The sequence below is a fragment of the Haloferula sargassicola genome (genome assembly GCF_040362925.1).
GTDB classification, from domain to species: domain Bacteria; phylum Verrucomicrobiota; class Verrucomicrobiia; order Verrucomicrobiales; family Akkermansiaceae; genus Haloferula; species Haloferula sargassicola.
This window is the reverse complement of sequence record NZ_BAABRI010000026.1, coordinates 30,188-47,907: the sequence shown is the minus strand read 5'-3', so window position 1 is coordinate 47,907 and position 17,720 is coordinate 30,188. Positions and strand designations below refer to the sequence as shown.

The following is a 17,720-nucleotide window of genomic DNA, read 5'->3' as shown; positions in this document are numbered from 1 at the left end:
GATGAAAAAAGCCGGCCCCGACTGGCGGGACCGGCTTTTTGGGAAACCTTGCGGTTTTTCGAGGATCAATCCTCGTCGGACGGGCTCCACTCCTCGGCCGCGGCGGCAGCGAGGTTGAAGGCCTGTTCGAGGCCGACCATCTCGGAGGACGGGCGCAGGCTTTCGAAGCTGGCGCTCTCCTTCTTGAGCTCCTCTTCCGAGTAGCTGACGGCCTTGATCGAGAGACCGATGCGGCGCTCGACCTTGTCGACCTTGATGACGCGGGCTTCGATTTCGTCGCCGACCTTGATGACGTCCTTGACCTTCTCCACGTGATCCTCGCTGAGCTGCGAGATGTGGATGAGGCCGTCGATGTCGCCATCGAGGTTCACGAACGCGCCGAACGAGGCGATCTTCGCGACGGTGCCCTTGACCAGGTCGCCGACCTTGAAGCGGTCGTCGATGTGGCTCCATGGATCGTCCTCAAGCTGCTTGAGGCCGAGCGAGACACGCTGGTTGGCCTTGTCGATGGAAAGCACGATCGCCTCGACCTCGTCGTTCTTTTTGAGGACTTCGGACGGATGGTTGATCTTGCGGGTCCAGGACATGTCGGACACGTGGACCATGCCGTCGATGCCTTCCTCCAGCTCCACGAAGGCGCCGTAGGCGGTGAGGTTGCGGACCGGGCCCTTGATGGTGGCGCCGATCGGGTAGCGGACCTCGATCTCGTCCCACGGGTTGGGCTCGAGCTGGCGGACGCCGAGGGAGATCTTCTGCTCTTCGATCGAGATGCCGAGAACCACGGCCTCGATTTCCTGATCGAGCTCGAGCACGTCGCTCGGGCGGGTGATGCGCTTGACCCAGGAAAGCTCGGACACGTGGACCAGGCCTTCGACGCCGCGCTCGATTTCGACGAACGCACCGTAGGGCAGGAGCTTGGTGACCTTGCCGCGGACGGTGGTGCCGATGCCATACTTGGCCTCGATGTCCTCCCACGGGTTGTCGGTCATCTGCTTGAGGCCGAGGGAGACGCGCTCCTTCTCGCGGTCCACGTCGAGGATCATGACTTCGACCGACTGGCCGATCATGAGCATTTCCGACGGGTGGTTGATGCGGCCCCACGACATGTCGGTGACGTGAAGCAGGCCGTCCATGCCCTGCAGGTCGACGAACGCACCGAAGTCGGTGATGTTCTTGACCGCGCCGGTGACCTTGTCGCCGACCTTGACGGTGCGGAGGAACTGCTGGCGCAGCTCGGCGCGCTCGGCCTCGATGACCTCGCGGCGGGAAAGCACGATATTCTTCCGGTCGTCGTTCACCTTGACGATCTTGAACTCGTAGATGTTGCCGACGTACTCGGTGAGGTCCTTCGGCGGGATGATGTCCACCTGGGACCCCGGGAGGAAGGCTTCGACGCCGACGTTGACGGTCAGGCCGCCCTTGACGACGGACTTGACCTTGCCGCGGACCAGGCCGCCGTCCTCGTAAACGCGGACGATCTTTTCCCAGTTCTGCTTGTGGGCGGCCTTTTCCTTGGAAAGGACGACCATGCCTTCGTCGTTCTCGAGCTTCTCGAGGAGGACTTCGACTTCGTCGCCGACTTCGATTTCCTCGTCCTCGAACTCGGACGCCATGATCGTACCCTCGGACTTGTAGCCGATGTCGACGAGGACGACCTGCGGGCGGATCTCGATGATCGTGCCCTTGACGATGGTTCCTTCCTTGAACTCGACGAACTTGGAGTCGATCAGGTCGCTCAGTTCGGAGTTGGTGTTTTCAAGCACTGCAGTGCTCATGGTGGTTAGGGGTTGGTTGGTTTGGTTGACTCGCTTGCCTTTCCGAATTGCCCCGGTTTTTCGACTGGCGCGCTACGGGGCTCCGGCTGCGCGTCAGCTTCAGGAAAGAGAAACGGGCGGCGAACCTAGGAGGTGGCAGGCCGATGACAAGCGGAAAAGCCCGGTTTTCAGCGGGTTGCGGCCGATTGGGGCCGGCTGGGGCTCCATCCGGAGGACCGCAGGGCCGTTGCGCACCCGCGGGAGATCGTCGAGGAGAGGGGCCGCGGCGGGTTCGTGGGTTCCTCAGGAAAAAGTGCTACCTTGTCTGAGTCTGCGTATTTTCCGACAAAGAAAGGCTTCGTTTGCGCGAAATTGCCTCCTTCAAATGAAGGCCATTGATGGAGATCGGCCCGTTTCGGGAGTGAGGTAAATGGATTGGCGATGGAGAGCTCCCGGCATTGGCACATGGAGTGATACCCGCCCTCCATCCCACCGCCGGACCTCCTGGGTGGGGAACGTATCAACCCGATTGCAATACATGATCAGAAAACAATTCTACGAAGTGATCCGTCGAATCACCGCAGCAGTCGCTGTTCCGACTGTTGTGATCGGGACGGCGCACGCCGTTCCCCAAACGATGAGTTACCTTCGGTTCACTCCGCTGGGTATTCGAGGCACGGGGAACCTGATGCAGATTTCCGAACTGCTGCTTTACGACGCCTCGGGGAACCCGATTCCCACGGAAAACTCGGAGGTCGTTTCCGCCACCGGAGATTCTCCCGCGGCTGAAGTGCCGGCCAACGCCTTTGATGGGGTCACCACCAACAAGTGGTTGGATCCCACGTTCAGCGACGCTGAATTGATCATCAAGTTCCTCGATCCGGAAGGCACCTCGGGAGAAACGCGCGAGGTCACGGTAGGGAGCTACAACTATGTGACGGGAAATGACGCGACCGGCCGCGACCCCGTCAGCTGGACGATCGAGAAGTCGGACGACGGCTTCACCTGGGAGCCGATCGATGTGGTCTATGGCTTCGTACCGGACACGGGCCGGAACGTCGAGGCAACGGCGACGCCGCGAGAGTTCCCAACGGCGTTCCCACCGGTTCTGGACACCCTGTGGTTCGACAATCCGGACTTCATTTCGCCCCTGGCGGTGGTGCCGAACGGAAGCGTCGACTTCTTCGTGGACGCCATGTTTGCCACCGACCTCTCCTTTATGGTGGAGGGGGGGGCAACGGTCCCGGCCGTCGATGAGGACGTCACCTCGGTTCCCTTCCCGGATGATAGCGACTCGAAGGTCACGCTGACCCTTTCACGGGACGGAGCTTCGATCCAAGCCCCCCCCATGACGGTCCGCACGGTGACGCCCGTGACCCGCACCGTGAACCAGGTGAGGTTCACGCCGGTGAAAAGACGGTCTTCGGGTGACATTCAGTTGAGCGAATTCCAATTTTTCGATTCCTATGGTGACTTGGCGAACCCGGTTACGCCGACTGACGTTCTCGATGACAATGGAACCAACGCTCCCGATGCCGGTGAAGGGGCGCTGAAACTCATTGACGGAGACATCACGACCAAATGGTACAGCGGCAACTCGGCTCCCATCACCTTCGTGTTTCCTGAAGGGACGACCATTGGTGCCTACTCGTTCGCAACAGCCAATGATTTCGATGGTCGAGATCCAATTCAGTGGGTTCTCGAGGGTAGTTCTGACGGCGGACTGACTTGGGACTACATTGATTCGATGCTTGGGCTGTCCTATCCGACTCCGACCGCGCGGAACACATTCACTCAAGAGTTCCCGCTACCGGCGGATGGCACAATGACGCCTTGGATCACCTGGTTCACCATCGACTTCAGTTCGGTGGCCACGGTCACCCCAGGGGGAGTCGCCGAGCTGGACTGGACGGTTGAAAATGCCGACACGGTGACCATTCTGCCGGAGCCGGGTGAGGTGGCGAATCATGACGACTTCGCAGAGGTGACGGTGAATGAGGAAACCACCTACACTCTGACCGCGAGCGCCGCCACGGGAAACCGCAAGGCGACTGCAGCGGTCAAGGCCTTCCTGCCTTTGCCCTACGACGGGACTCTGGATTATCCGAATTTCGACAACGGAGGGGGCATCATCGTTAATGGCACCGCGGAGATCCTCAATGCCTTCGGGAACTTCCCCAATGATCCGGATGCTGCACGGCTTCGCATCACCGGATTGGCCAATGGTCAGAATAACTCAGCCTTCTACTATGAACCGGTTGATCTCTCGGGAGGTTTTTCGACCAGCTTCACGGCGGAAATCACCGCCAGCGGGCTCAACGGAGCGGACGATCTGGTCTTCCTCGTTCAAAACACCACACAAGGAGAGTTTTACGTTCCGAACGGTCAAACTCCTGATCCCACCACTTCGGGACCGTCAATGGCGGTGGTGATTGATACCTACAAGAATGACGGGGATCTCGGCTTCTCCACCGTGAAGGTCATTGTCAATGGAGAGCTGATCCAACAGGTGGATCTCTCAGAATTCACCGACGACATCAACATGTATTATTATGCGGGAACACCCGGTGAATTTTACAGCGATGCCTATTTCCTTCACGATCCGGTTGGCGGAGGAACCGGCTACGACCTTCAGATCGATTACTACCCAGGTGCGCTCACGGTGACGATGGAGGGAGCGACGATTCTCGACCGGGTTCCCGTCGATCTCGGCGCCACGGGGTCGGCGGTGCTCGATTCCGAAGGCAAGGCCTATGTGGGCTTCACCGGCCGCACCGGGGGGCTGTCGCAGAATGGAGATATCTTGAATTGGTATTTCACCACCGAGGGCATCGTGCCGCCGGCCAATGGCTTGGCGCTGACCGGCTACACCTTCGACATGGCCGCCACTCCGGCGACGCTGACGCTGACCTGGGATTCGACCACCGGGATGTTCTACGACGTGACTTCCTCGACCACTCTGGGCGATTGGTCGCCGGTGATGGAGGACATCGAGGCCACCGGTAGCTCGACTTCGGTGACCATCGATCTGCCCGGCGGTCCGGCCGGGTTCTTCCGGGTGGAAGAGGTGCCGGCACCTTGAGGCCGGTCTCCCTCGAGTCATCATCATTCCAAGCCCGGCGGGAATTCTCCCGCCGGGCTTTTTCGTGCCCGCGGCCGGGGACTTTGGAGGGACTGGCGAAAATGGAGGTAACATCCCGGCCGCCCGGAAGATTACCTGATGCTCCGGGGCGTGATCATGGCCGTGGGGCGAAAACCCACTTCTTCCAAACCCATGAAAACACCCCGACTTCTCCTTGTCGCGGCCTGGTGGACCTGTATCGCCGGCAGCGGCTCGGCCCAGGTTCTGTTCTCGGACAGCTTCGACCGCGCGGACAGCCGCAATATCGACGCGACCCTCGACGGCATCACCGACAACACCGGTTCGAACCTCGCCGCGGGTGGCGTCTATTCCCTGCCCCACCTCGATCCCAACAACGCCGCGCCGACCTTCGGGGAGCCGGATGCCGATGCGGCCAATGGCGGCGGCGCGCGGATCATCGGCAACGCCCTCCAGCTGGCGACCGGGCCCGGCACGTCGAACGCCGCCATCAACCACAACTTCATCAATCCGGAAATCCTGGCCGCGGGCGGCTTCAGCGTGAGCCTGGACGTCACCGCCTATCCCAACACTCTTTTCGAATATGGCGGGGCCTTCGCGATCGGCATGTCGCAGACGGAAATCGCGACCGCAGGGGATGCCATCACCGGCACCTCCCGCATGACGGGCGCCTTCGGCCAAGGGATCGGGGCCGCCGTGCCGACTGCGGCGCTGGCGGATTTCTGGATCGCCGTCCGCGGCAACAACACCCTGGCCTGGGGATCGAACACCGGACTGGTGCAGGGCGTGACCGGCCTCGGCACCCGCACCGGAACGATCCGGGTGAAATTCGAAGTTCCCGACTTCAACCTCGGGAGCACCGTGAACTACGAGGTTTTCTTCAACGGCGTCTCCCGGGGCATCGGCAGCTTCGTGTGGAGCGGGACGGACGAAAACTACATCGGCATCGACTCGCGCGATGGCACGGGCGTGACCTTCGATAACCTCGAGATCAAAACGCTCAGCACGGAGATCTTGATGTCGGCCGCGCCGCTCACGGTCTCGAGCTTCGGCGCGAGCGAAACGGTGCTGCTGGACTGGTCGGTCGATGGCGACCTGCCGAGCGGCGCCACCTACCGGATCCTCAATGGCGATCTCGCGTTGATCGACTCGGGTTCCGCGGCCACGGGTTCCGGGTTTTTCGAAACGCAGATCGACGGCCGTGAGGGCGACGAAACGTTCACCATCGAGCTCCTTGATACCTCGCTGAGCCTGGTGGCCACCACCACCGCGACGGTGATCGCCACGGCGCCGCAGATCGACGTCACCCAAAGCGCGGTGCGGCTGGACGCCAACGGTCCCGCCGGACTGGTCACGATCCTCTACGATGGCTCCCTTTTTCCCGCCGACGGCAGTTATGAAATCACCGACGACAACGCGGCGGCGGTGGAATACCTCATCCCGACCACCGGAGCCCTCGAGCCGCCATTGTATTTCGACATGAACGTCGATCCCGCGCAGGGCTCGGTGACCTTCACCGTCGTGTTCAAGGATGTCGACGGAACCGTCTTCGACACGCGCGAGTTCACGGTGGCCGCCGCCGCCTCGGCACCGGCGGTTTCGACCGTGCTGTTCGCCGATGACTACAGCCGCTACGCCGACTCGCCGGATCCCTTCGACATCGATTCCTCCACGACCGGCATGAGCGGTTCCCTCGCTCCGCTGGATTACCTCGAAGTCTATGAGGCCAACGACCAGAGCGCCGAGGGCCTTCCCAAGCCGGATTCGATCCAGATCTCCACCTTCGACTCGCTGCAGGTCGCGTCCGGACCCGGCATGTCGTGCTGGGCGTTGGACCACAACTTCATCGACTCTCAGATCGCGGCCGATGGCACGCTGAGCATTTCCGCCGTGACCTATTCGATCGTGCAGGACCCGCCGGACGACATGCCCGACCGCTATTTCGGATTCGGCATGGGGATGAGCGCCGACGAGGTGGCGTTGATGGGCGACGAGGCGGGGACCGCCAACATCGGTCCTCGTGGAAGCGTCGCCGTCAACGTAAGCCGGGGGATGTCGGACTTCCACGTCTCGGTCGCAGCCACCGACATGGTGCAGGTGTTCGCCAACGGGATCCTGGTCGCGGACTTCCCGGTCGATGGCGACGGAATTTTCGGAAACGGTGGCGTCGAGCCGTCCGGCGTGGCCTTGCGGGCCGACATCGCGTTTGAGGATCCGGTGAATCTCGCGGCGGGGACTTTCGCTTTCTACAAGGTGTATTGCGACGGGTTGCTGGTCACTTCCGGCTACTTCAAGCTCACCCATTCCGCCGCCAACTATGTGGTCTTCAGCGGTCGGGCGATGAGCCATGTGGAAATGGACGACCTGGTGATCGGCACCGTCTCGTCCGCCGACCTCGCCTATCCTGGAAATCCGGCGGACGACCTGCCGGCGGTGGCGATCGGCAATGCCGTGACGGCCGGTGGCGTGGTGACCGGCTTCGATCTCGCGGTGGGTGGCGCGCCCGGTGTTTTTTACGAGCTTCAGAAAAGCCCGGACCTTGCCGGATTCACCGGCTGGGGCACGCCGGGAGACGGCGTGGGCGGGTATCCGAGCGCCACCATTTCCGGCGCCGCGGACGGATCCGGGGAGCTGCTGTTTCCCAATGTGGCGCCCCGCGCGGGAGCCGGGACCACCGGCTTCATCCGCGCGGTTTCCTTCCACTGGCCCGCGCCCTGAGCGAAGCCGCTTTTTCCATCAACCCAAGACGGGCGGCCGGGCCTGAAAACCCCGGGTTCGGTCGCCACACCCCGACTCCATGAAGTTCCTGATCCCCGCCTTGATCGGGCTCTCGCTCGCGCAGGGCCAGACCGTCCTTTTTTCCGACACCTTCGACCGGCCGGACAGCCGCCACATCGATGCCACACTCGGCGGCATCACTGACGCCACCGGTTCGAACCTGGTGGCGGGCGGCGTTTATTCGCTGCCGTATGTGGACCCTAACAACGCCGCGCCGATCTTTGGTGCCCAGGATGCCGACTCGACCAACGGCGGCGGCACCCGCATCCTCGGCAACGCGCTGCAGCTTGCGGTCGGGGCCGGGACCTCGAACGCCGCCATCCGGCACAACTTCATCAACCCTGAAATCCTCACCGCGGGGGGCTTCAGCGTGAGCCTGGACGTGGTGGGATTCGCGAACACGAGCTTTGAATTCGGCGGAGCGTTCGCGATCGGGATGTCGGAAAACGAAGCCGCCTCGGCCGGCGATGCCCTCAGCGGCGCCGCGCGCATGACGGGCGCCTTCGGCCAGGCCATCGGGGCGGCGGTCCCGGCCGCGGTGGTCTCGGATTTCTGGATCGCGCTGCGCGGAAACAACTCGCTCGCCTGGGGTTCGGGCACCGGCCTGGTTCAAGGGTCCACCAACCTCGGCGTCAAAACCGGCACCGTGCGGATCGAGTTCGCGGTCGAGGACTTCAACGCGGGCAGCACCGTGGGCTACGAGGTTTTCCTGAACGACGTCTCGCGCGGATCGGGGACCTTCACCTGGAGCGGGACGGACGAGAACTTGATCGCCCTCGATGCCCGCGATGGCACCGCGGTGTCATTCGACAACCTGGTCATCGCCACGCTTCCCGCGCCGCGGCCGACCGCTTCCTTGGAAGCCTTGCCGAAGCAGGTGCCCGGCGACGATCCTGCCGCGGCCGTCACGCTGAGCTGGTCCGGCGAGCGTTTGCCGGCCGGCACGACCTACGAGATCACCGCCACGCCGTCGGCGGTGTTTCCCAACGACGACGCGTCCGGCGACGCGAGCGCCGGCTCAGGTACGGTGGATGTCGTAGTCGACGGCACCGCGGGCGACACCGAGTTCGGCCTGCGTTTCCTGAACGGCGGCTCCGAAATCGCCGCGGCCACCTTCACCGTCCGCCGCCAGCGCACCAACGTGTTGCTCATCCTGCTCGATGACATGGGCTTCTCGGACTGGGGCTGCTATGGCTCGGAGATCCGCACGCCGACGATCGACTCGCTCGGCGCCACCGGCCTGCGCTACCGGAATTTCTACAACACCGCCCGCTGCTCGACCACCCGCTGCGCACTGCTTTCCGGCCTCTACACCCAGCAGGTCGCGGCCAATCCAGGTGCCTCGCTGCCGGACCTGCGGGAGGACAACAACGTGTCCATCCCCGAACTGCTCTCGACCACCGGCTACCGCAGCTACATGGCGGGGAAATGGCACACCGGCACCAGCGACACCCGCTCGCCGATCGGTCGCGGCTTCCCGAACGTCTTCGGCCACCGCGGCGGCGGCAACTACCCGCACAACCTCGTCGATGGCAGCAATCACGACTCGTTCTGGAAGGAGTCGAACTTCGGCTTCTACTCGGAGAACAACGAGATCCCCGCCATCGATTACTCCGGCACGCAGTTCCACCAGACCACCGCCATCGGGGATTATGCAGTCCGTTTCATCGATCATCATGTGTCGAAAAACGATGGTGCCCCCTTCTTCCTCTATCTTCCCTTCAACGCCCAGCACTGGCCGATCAACGCGCCGGCGGAAATGGCCGACCGCTACACCGATTCCGGAGATTTCACGCCCGACGGACTGACCGCCGACGACGGCAGCGATGGCGGCGATTATTTCCACTATGAAGTCGGCTGGGATGCGGTGCGTGCCGGCCGCCTGGCGAAACAAAAGGCGCTCGGCGTGCTGCCGGCCGCCACCACCCTTTCGCCGCGCAGCCCGGCGATCAACTCGGATGGCACGGACAGCCCCGATCCGAGCATCGTCGTCGACATTCCGGCCTGGGACACGCTTTCCAGCGACCGCCAGGGCGACCTGGCCCGGCGCATGGCGGTGTATGCGGCCATGCTCGAAATGATCGACGACAACATCAAGAAGGTCGTCGATCACCTGGCCGAGACCGGCCTGCTGGACGACACCCTCATTTTCGTGCTGGCCGACAACGGCGGCAACTACGAGGGCGGGCTCTACGGGCGCACGCGGGGCGTGATCAATGCCGCGCCGCTGACCACTACCGCCGACCTCGCCTCGATGGGCCAGCCCGATCATCCCGACCTGCGCCTCGGCGGCGGCTGGGCGAACGTCAACAACACGCCCTTCCGGCTGTTCAAGCACTACCAGCATGAAGGCGGCATCCGCACGCCCTGCATCATCCACTGGACCAACGGCATCAGCTCACCGGGGCGCTGGATCGATGACCGCGGTCACTTGATCGACATCATGGCCACCATTTCGGAAGTCACCGAAACCCCGTGGCCCGGCACCTGGCCCGGCCGCACCCTGCTGCCCTGGGAGGGCGAGTCGCTGGTGCCGCATTTCAAACCGGAGACCGTCGCCGACTTCCCGGAGCGCTCGATCGGGTTCGAGCACGAAAGCAACCGCGCCTGGTTCAAGGGCAAATACAAGTTCGTGACCAAGCACTTCTCGTATCCGGATGGCTCGTCGCCGCAGAACGAGCTGGAACTCTACGACCTGAGCGTGGATCCGACCGAGCTGAACAACCTCGCGCCCACCAAGCCGGTGCTGTTGGCGGAGATGATCGATGAATGGAACGCCTGGGCCCAGCACGTCGGGGTGCCCGCCGCGCGCCTGATCGCGCCGCCGGTGCCCCAGCTCGACCCCGCGCCGCTGGCGGGCGACTTGTTCGTCGATACGTTCAACCGCGCCGATGACGGCGATCCGGATGCTTCGGCCACCGGCATGTCCGGGGCGTTCGTGCCCCCGCTGGGAGTCGGCGCGGCGTATTACGATTCCTGGGAAGAGGGCTCGACCGAGGTGTCGGGAAGCAACCTGCTGATGGCCAATGGCTCCGGCATGACGGAAGCCGCATTGCGGCACAACTTCGTGGATCCTGAAATCCTGGCCGCCGGGGGATTCTCGATGCAGGTCAGGATCGATGAGATCAATTCGACCGGCGGCGATGAGGCCAATCGCTACGCCGGCCTCGCGCTCGGCCTCAGTGCGGGCGAGGCGCAATCGTCGAATGACATCGGACAAGCGGGCCCTCCGACCTCCTTCCGCGGTACGCCGGGCAGCGTCGCCGGCACGGCCGATGCCTTCATCGAGCTCGATCAGAACGGCAACGTGAAGTGCTGGATCGGAGGTGCCGTCGTGGAAACCATCCCGGTCGGAAGCCTTCGCGGCACGCTGCTCGTTTCCTGCGAAACCGCCTCCTTCGCCGCCGGCGGCGGGGCCACCCTGCGGGCTTGGTTCGATGGCCGGCCGCTCGATCTCGACAGCGCCTCGTCCGCCATCACGCGGAGTTTCACCTGGAGCCGGACGGATCAGAACTACCTCGGCCTCAGCGCCCGCGCGAGCGGCTACGTGAAGCTCGACAACTTCGCGGTGCGCCTGCTGCCGCTCAGCGCCACCCTGGCCAGCGAGTATGCGATGGCCGCCGGGCTGTCCGGAAGCGACACCGCCCCGGAAGCCGATCCGGACGGCGACGGCGACGACAACTTCGTCGAGTGGCTGAAGGCCGGCAGCCCGGATGGCTCGGATGCCGGAACCCGCCTGTTGTCGGTCGCGCCGTCGGCGGACGGCGTCTTCCGTTTCAGCTACGCGCACCTGAATGATGCCGAGGCTGCCGGCCTCACCTACACCTTCCACTACTCCGCGGATCTCAGCGGGGAAATCAGCACCTGGCCGGAGTTCACGCCGCAGCCGGTTTCCTCGCAGCCGCTGGGTGACCGCCACGAAGTCCGTCTCGTTTCCCTGCCCGATGAGCTGGCGGCGGGAAATGCCCAGCTGTTCATCGTGGTGGAGGTGAAATGACGGAGGTTTGCAAATGGAAAGTTGTCGTCGATTGGGTTGCGACGGGTCCGTCGGGGGTGGCCGTGCCGCCGGCGGGCCGACTTTTCCGCCATCGCGGAATGGTGGCATGACCGACGGCCGGGCAGCTTCACAGGCCTCCCGGCGAGGAAGGGGAGCGGATCCTACGCGATCCCGTAGGCGTGATCGCGGAATGGGAGACATGGCGGATTCCCTTATGTTGAGTCCAGAACTGAGCGCCAAGGCGCTGCCGGAACCTCCGGCATCAGCACGGCAGTTCGGTTCGGGACAACAAAACAAAGGGAATAAAGGGGTGGCTCGATGACTTCCGGGGGGATGTCGCTGGGCCACCCCCTTTGTTTTCAGGGATTTCCGGTCGATTCGGACCAAAACTTCCCTTGCGTCCGGCGCTCCGCGGCGCTATCCCCGCCGCCCGCGATGTCCGAGACCGCCGAGAAATCCCTGAAGCTGGCCTTGCCGAAAGGCAGCCTGCAGCAACCGACCCTCGACCTGTTCGAGAAGGCCGGATTCAACATCTACGTCTCGTCCCGCGGCTACCGGCCGTCCTCCGACGACAACGACCTCGACCTGTTCCTGATCCGGGCGCAGGAAATCGGGCGCTACATCGGCCAGGGCTTCATCGACTGCGGCATCACCGGGCTCGACTGGGCTTCGGAAGCCCGCACCGAGCTGGTCGACCTCGCCGAGCTGCCCTACTCCCGCGCCACCGTCCGGCCGACCCGCTGGGTACTGGTGGTGCCGGAAGATTCGCCGATCAAGAAGCCCGAGGATCTCGAAGGAAAACGCATCGCCACCGAAGGCGTCGGCATCACCGAGCGCTACCTCGCGGAAAAAGGCATCAAGGCCGAGGTCGAGTTCTCCTGGGGCGCGACCGAAGTGAAGGTCCCCGAGTTGGTCGATGCCATCGTCGACGTCACCGAGACCGGCTCCTCGCTCAAGGCGAACAAGCTGCGCATCGTCGATACGCTGCTCACTTCCTTTCCCCACTTCTACGCCTCTCCGGCGGCCGCGGCCGACGAGTGGAAGCGTGAGAAAATGGACCGCATCTGCATGATGCTCAAAGCCGCCCTCGATGCCCGCGACAAGGTCGGCCTGAAGATGAACCTGCCCGCCGACAAGCTGTCGAAGATGCTCGAGCGGCTGCCCTCGCTGCGCCGGCCGACCGTTTCCCAGCTGTCCGAGGAGGGCTGGGTCGCCGTCGAGGTGGTGATCGAGGAAAAGGTCGTCCGCCACATCATCCCGGAGCTGAAGCTCCTCGGAGCCGAAGGCATCATCGAGTATCCGCTGAACAAGCTCGTCTCCTGAATTTCCAAGCCAAACACGTAACCCCAACCTGTCACGATCATGGGATCGCTCAAAAAGCGCCGTAAGACCAAGATCAACAAGCACAAGCGCAAGAAGCGCATGAAGCAGAACCGCCACAAGAAGCGGCTCCGCTACAAGTCCTGACCTGAGCGTCAGCGACCGCTTGTTCTGATCCAAGCCAACCAATCCAAGCAGGGGTCCGGGAAACCGGGTCCCTCGTTTGGCGTACGGACTTGGCAATCAGCTGGTAGCATGGCGGGTCGCACGTGTCAGCTTGAGATGGGACTGGCGCCATGGCATGAATTCGCCATGCCGCCGTTCTCACCGCACCTATTCTGGGACACCGACCCGGCTGGAGTCGATGTGGAGCGGCACGCCCCGTGGTTGGTCAAGCGAGTGCTGGAATATGGTCGGTGGCGTGACTGGCAGCTTCTGCTGGAAACCTACGGCAAGCCCCGTGTTCATGAGATCGCAAGCGGGATCCGATCGCTCGACTCCAAGGCCGCCGCTTTCGTGCGGGCTTATTTTCCGCCTCCTACCACCGACTGAGATGCTTCATTTCGAGTCGCTTCCTGGACCTGTCGAAAAGTCAGGGCCGGCTCGATTGTTGTCTCTCGCCGACGTTGTTGCGATGAAGCTCAATGCGATCACCAACCGTGGAGCCAAGAAGGATTTCTTCGATCTGGTCAGGATCCTTGACGAGATGAGTTTGGAACAAGCCCTCGAACTCTTCGAGGGGAAGTATTCCAACACCGATCGCTTCGTCGCGATCCGCTGCCTCGCTTGGTTCGCGGACGCCGAGTCCGAACCTGATCCCGTGACGCCAGCGGGACCGACGTGGTTGGAGGTGAAGCGGCGAATCTCCGCTGCTCTCGCCCGGTTGACCTAATTCCTTTTACCTGCGGAAATCGCGGATGCTTGGCTGATGGTGCATCGACAAAAAATGTCGGAAATCTTCCAAGGGATTCCGCGGCGGGGTGTCATCCCAGTGAAACGATGAGCCTGAAACGCCGTCATGAACTCCGTCAGCCAGCCGATCGCCACGCCGGGAGCTGACAAGCTGCTCTCCTTTTCCCCCATGAAATCGGAGAAGCCGACCCTGCGCGAAGTCTTCGAGTCCGAAGAAGGGCCGCTGCTCCGCTTCGCGTGGGGGATGCTCGGCCGGCGCGAGGTGGCGGAGGATCTGGTGCAGGAGGCCTTCCTGCGGCTGCACGCGCATTGGGACGAAGTCGCCAACCCGCGAGCCTGGCTTTTCCGCTCCGTCCGCAACCTCGCCCTCAACCATCTGCGGAACCACCGCCGCGAAACGGTGACCGACGAACCGCCGGAGTGGGATGCCGCCGGCGGCCCCGGGGAGCAGCTCTCCCGACTCGAGGCCGCCGGCGCCGTCCGTCTCCTGCTCGCCGAGCTGGGCGATGACGACCGCGCCCTGCTTTCCCTGAAGTACGATGACGACCTGAAATACGCCCAGATCAGCGAACGCACCGGCCTCACGGTCGGCAATGTCGGCTACAAACTCCACCACCTGCTCAAGGGCCTCGCCGACAGCCTGCGCCGGATGGGCATCGAGAGTGCCGAGGGATGAACTTGCACCTTTTCCAATCCGATGAGTGATCACGATAAACCGCTCGAAGCCTTGGGCGACGAAGCCTTGGAAGCAAGGGTCGTCGCCTGGGTGCTGGGCGAGGCCACGGACTTCGACGCGGAAGAGCTGCAGCAACGCTGCGACCGCGAGCCCGAGTTGGCCCTTTTCGCCAAGCGCGTGCGCGAGGTGCATGGACTGATCGGGGAAAGCCGCCAGCCCGCCGGTGAGGAGTGGCGGCTTTCGGAAGCGCGGCGTCGCAAGGTGACGGACTTGCTGGGCGTCGATCCGCCGCAGCGGAAAACATCGGCGCCGTGGCGGAAAGCCGTGCTTGCCCTCGCTGCGTGCGTGCTGGCGGCGCTCATCGCTTCACCGCTTTTCATGAGGAAGGTGTCGGTGACGCGCGAAGCGCCGGTCATCGCCAGCTACTCCGCGCCGGCGTCGCCGAAACCCAGTGAGCCCGCTTTGGAACAGCCACGCGTTGCTGGCCGGCCCATGGTCGAAACGAGGTCCGTGTCCAGGTATTCGACCTTGAACGATGATTCGGCGTGGGACGAGAAAGAGATCAGCTCGCCTTCGGACATCACCTTGGACATGAAGCCGGCTCCCGCCTTGGCGACTCCGGAAGAGCTTCCGGCGCTGGGGCAGTTGTTCCGCAAGCAGGAGGTGGGCAAATCTCCCGCGATGGCGGACGTGCTGGGTCGGGCGAATCGGGCGGACGACCATGTCGAGTCGACCCCCGCAGGCATGGCAGGAGGAAGCTTCGGAGTCGCTTCCGATGCAGGTTTGGGAAACCCCTTACTGGAAGGGTTCCAACAGCCGGATGTGGCGACTTACGGTGGCTACCAGTACTCACGTGGATTAGAGTCCAGTCCCGAGGTGATTGACGATCTCGGATTGGCGGGCGTCGAGCTTGGAGAGCAAGCCAAGGACGAGCATGACATCCGCAAAGATCTTTACCAGGCGCAGAGTTATTATGATCTGGGACAGCTTGAGGAGGCGAACCAAGCCTACGAGAAAGTCCTCGAGAAGGATCGCTACAACACCGCGGCCCGCCGTGGGATGGAGCAGGTCAATGCTGCGAAATCCAGTTATGACCGGGCCGCCTATGATCAGACTCGGGCCGAACTTTTGGCCGAGGTGGATAAAGCCTGGCAGCTCGATCTTCCAGCGGACAAACCGAATCAGCTCGACGAAATCCATGATCGGGTCGTCGCCTTGGAGGACTTGGTGGAAGAGAAACGGCAGGCTCTGACGAGGCTGACGCGGACTGAGACAATCCCTTATGTCCCGAATCAGTCCGGCGTGGATGACGCCAGAGGTGCTGCCGAGCGATATGCTAACCTTGAGGCAGAGAAGATCCGCTTGCAGAGCCAAATCGAAACACTGCTTCGCTCTGATGGAGATCAACTGATGACCTACGCTTCCGGTCTCAACGTTCCCGAGAACGTGGTTCGCACCCTTTATCCGAAATACTTGGAAGCACGAAGAGCCCTCAATGCTTTGGAGGTGACGGGTCTGGGGGAAAATCACCCTGGCTACAAACAGCAGAAGGAGATCGTTGATCAGTTGGAAACTCAGGTCACCGAAGGAGTCACCGCTTTACGAGAAGTCCTGCGCACCGAACTTGATACGGTCCGTAAGCAGACCCGCCGCCACAAGGAAGCTGCTGAAACAACCGGGGAGGCGGGAATCGCCCGGAAGGGTTTCGACGAGGCTCGGCGAGAGTTCGAAGAGGCCCGGGAGGCACTCGAAGCATTGCAGGCTCAGCAGATACAGATCGAGCACGAGTCGAGAAACAAACCCGATCCCGCAGTCGCTTTCCGCGTGCTGGATCTGATGAAGGAAACGCCGGCGGGTGAGGAACCCTATTCCACCTTCTCCCTGAATGTCAGCGATGCCTCCTTCAAGCTCGCCGCGGCGGCGATCGAGCGGGGCGAAGTGCCCGCCCCGGAAAGCATCCGCCCGGAGGAGTTTTACAATGCCTTCGACTACGGCGACCCCTCGCCGGCGACCGGTGAGCCGGTGGCCTGTGCGATCGAACAAGCGGCACATCTGGTTTTTCCCCAGCGCAACCTGCTGCGGATCGGCGTGAAGACCGGCAGCGAAGGGCGCCTGCCGACCAGCCCTCTGAACCTCACGGTGCTGATCGACAACTCCGGCTCGATGGAGCGGCCGGATCGCCAGCTCGGCGTGCAGCAGGCGGTGGCCAGCCTGGCTTCGTTGCTGAAGGCCGGCGACACGGTGACGCTCGCGTCGTTCGCGCGTCAGCCGCGCTTGCTGGCGGACCGGATCGATGGCGCCGATGCCGCCAAGCTCAACGAAGCGGTGCTGCAAACTCCGAGCGAGGGCGGCACCAACCTCGAAGAAGCGCTGAAGCTCGGCGAGGAGTTTTCCGTCCGGCAGTTTTCGCCGCAGGCGCAGAACCGGCTGGTGCTCTTTACCGACGGGGCGGCGAATCTCGGCGATGCCGACCCGGAATCGCTCCAGAAGATCGTGGAAAACCTGCGCCAGCAGGGGATCGCTTTCGATGCCGCGGGTTTCGGCGCCGATGGCCTGAACGATCGCCTGCTCGAACGCCTGTCGCGCGATGGCAACGGCCGCTACACCGTGATCGACGATCCCGCCGAGGCTGGGCCCGAGTTCGCCCGGCAGCTGGCGGGCGCGTTCCGTCCGGCGGCGGAAAACGTGAAGGTGCAGGTGAAGTTCAATCCCGCCCGGGTTGGTCGCTACAAGCTGATCGGCTTCGACGAGCACCGGCTCAAGCAGGAGGATTTCCGCAACGATGCGGTGGATGCCGCGGAAATGGCGGCCGAGGAGGCAGGCGTGGCGCTCTATCAGGTGGAAGTCCTGCCGGAAGGCAGCGGCGAGGTCGGCGAGGTGAGCGTGCGTTTCCGCGACGCGGCCGATGGCTCGATGGTCGAGCGGAGCTGGACGATTCCCTACGACCCGCAGGCCCCGGCTTTCGACCAGGCTCCGGCGAGTCTCCGGCTGGCCGGCGTGTCGGCGATGTTGGCGGAAAAGCTGCGCCAGGCACCGATGGCGGAGGCGATTGATCTCGAACCGCTGCGGGCGGTGCTGGCCGGCGTGAGCGAGGATTTCGACAAGAGCGGGCGGGTGGCCCAGCTAGCCCGGATGCTCGCCGCGGAGTGAGCGGATTTTACCGAGCGTTTACCCCGCTCCGGC

Annotated in this window: 10 protein-coding genes; 9 read left to right on the top strand and 1 reads right to left on the bottom strand. The window is 63.3% G+C overall.

Features of this window, described 5'->3' with window-relative positions; all coding sequences use genetic code 11:
* Positions 1 to 65 precede the first annotated feature (65 nt).
* Positions 66 to 1,823, bottom strand: coding sequence for a 30S ribosomal protein S1 (rpsA, locus tag ABXH26_RS18445; RefSeq protein WP_353568595.1), 1,758 nt, complete (start codon positions 1,821 to 1,823; stop codon positions 66 to 68).
* 469 nt (positions 1,824 to 2,292) lie between these two features.
* Between rpsA and ABXH26_RS18440 the strand changes: the two genes are divergently transcribed.
* The 9 genes from ABXH26_RS18440 (at position 2,293) to ABXH26_RS18400 (ending at position 17,687) form a co-directional block, all read left to right on the top strand.
* Complete coding sequence (locus ABXH26_RS18440; protein WP_353568574.1) at positions 2,293 to 4,836, top strand: L-type lectin-domain containing protein; 2,544 nt, start codon at positions 2,293 to 2,295, stop codon at positions 4,834 to 4,836.
* 192 nt (positions 4,837 to 5,028) lie between these two features.
* Entirely contained in the window at positions 5,029 to 7,572 is a 2,544-nt protein-coding gene (locus ABXH26_RS18435; protein ID WP_353568573.1) for a hypothetical protein, read from the top strand.
* A 79-nt stretch (positions 7,573 to 7,651) separates the two neighbouring features.
* Complete coding sequence (locus tag ABXH26_RS18430) at positions 7,652 to 11,629, top strand: sulfatase-like hydrolase/transferase (protein ID WP_353568572.1); 3,978 nt, start codon at positions 7,652 to 7,654, stop codon at positions 11,627 to 11,629.
* 435 nt (positions 11,630 to 12,064) lie between these two features.
* Positions 12,065 to 12,952: an ATP phosphoribosyltransferase gene (gene hisG, locus ABXH26_RS18425; protein ID WP_353568571.1), complete on the top strand. Its 888-nt coding sequence runs from the start codon at positions 12,065 to 12,067 to the stop codon at positions 12,950 to 12,952.
* A gap of 39 nt (positions 12,953 to 12,991) precedes the next feature.
* Positions 12,992 to 13,096, top strand: coding sequence for an AURKAIP1/COX24 domain-containing protein (locus ABXH26_RS18420; RefSeq protein ID WP_169454664.1), 105 nt, complete (start codon positions 12,992 to 12,994; stop codon positions 13,094 to 13,096).
* Positions 13,097 to 13,261: 165 nt separating this feature from the next.
* The gene (locus tag ABXH26_RS18415; RefSeq protein WP_353568598.1) at positions 13,262 to 13,501 is read left to right on the top strand and encodes a DUF6922 domain-containing protein; all 240 of its coding nucleotides are present in this window, start codon (positions 13,262 to 13,264) and stop codon (positions 13,499 to 13,501) included.
* Entirely contained in the window at positions 13,416 to 13,841 is a 426-nt protein-coding gene (locus tag ABXH26_RS18410; RefSeq protein WP_353568594.1) for a nucleotidyl transferase AbiEii/AbiGii toxin family protein, read from the top strand. Before ABXH26_RS18415 ends, ABXH26_RS18410 begins: the two co-directional genes overlap by 86 nt.
* 126 nt (positions 13,842 to 13,967) lie before the next feature.
* Entirely contained in the window at positions 13,968 to 14,537 is a 570-nt protein-coding gene (locus ABXH26_RS18405; RefSeq protein WP_353568570.1) for an RNA polymerase sigma factor, read from the top strand.
* Between the two features lie 21 nt (positions 14,538 to 14,558).
* Positions 14,559 to 17,687 carry a YfbK domain-containing protein gene (locus ABXH26_RS18400; RefSeq protein WP_353568569.1) on the top strand — a complete coding sequence of 1,043 codons (3,129 nt, stop codon included), beginning with the start codon at positions 14,559 to 14,561 and terminating at the stop codon, positions 17,685 to 17,687.
* Positions 17,688 to 17,720: the final 33 nt, after the last annotated feature.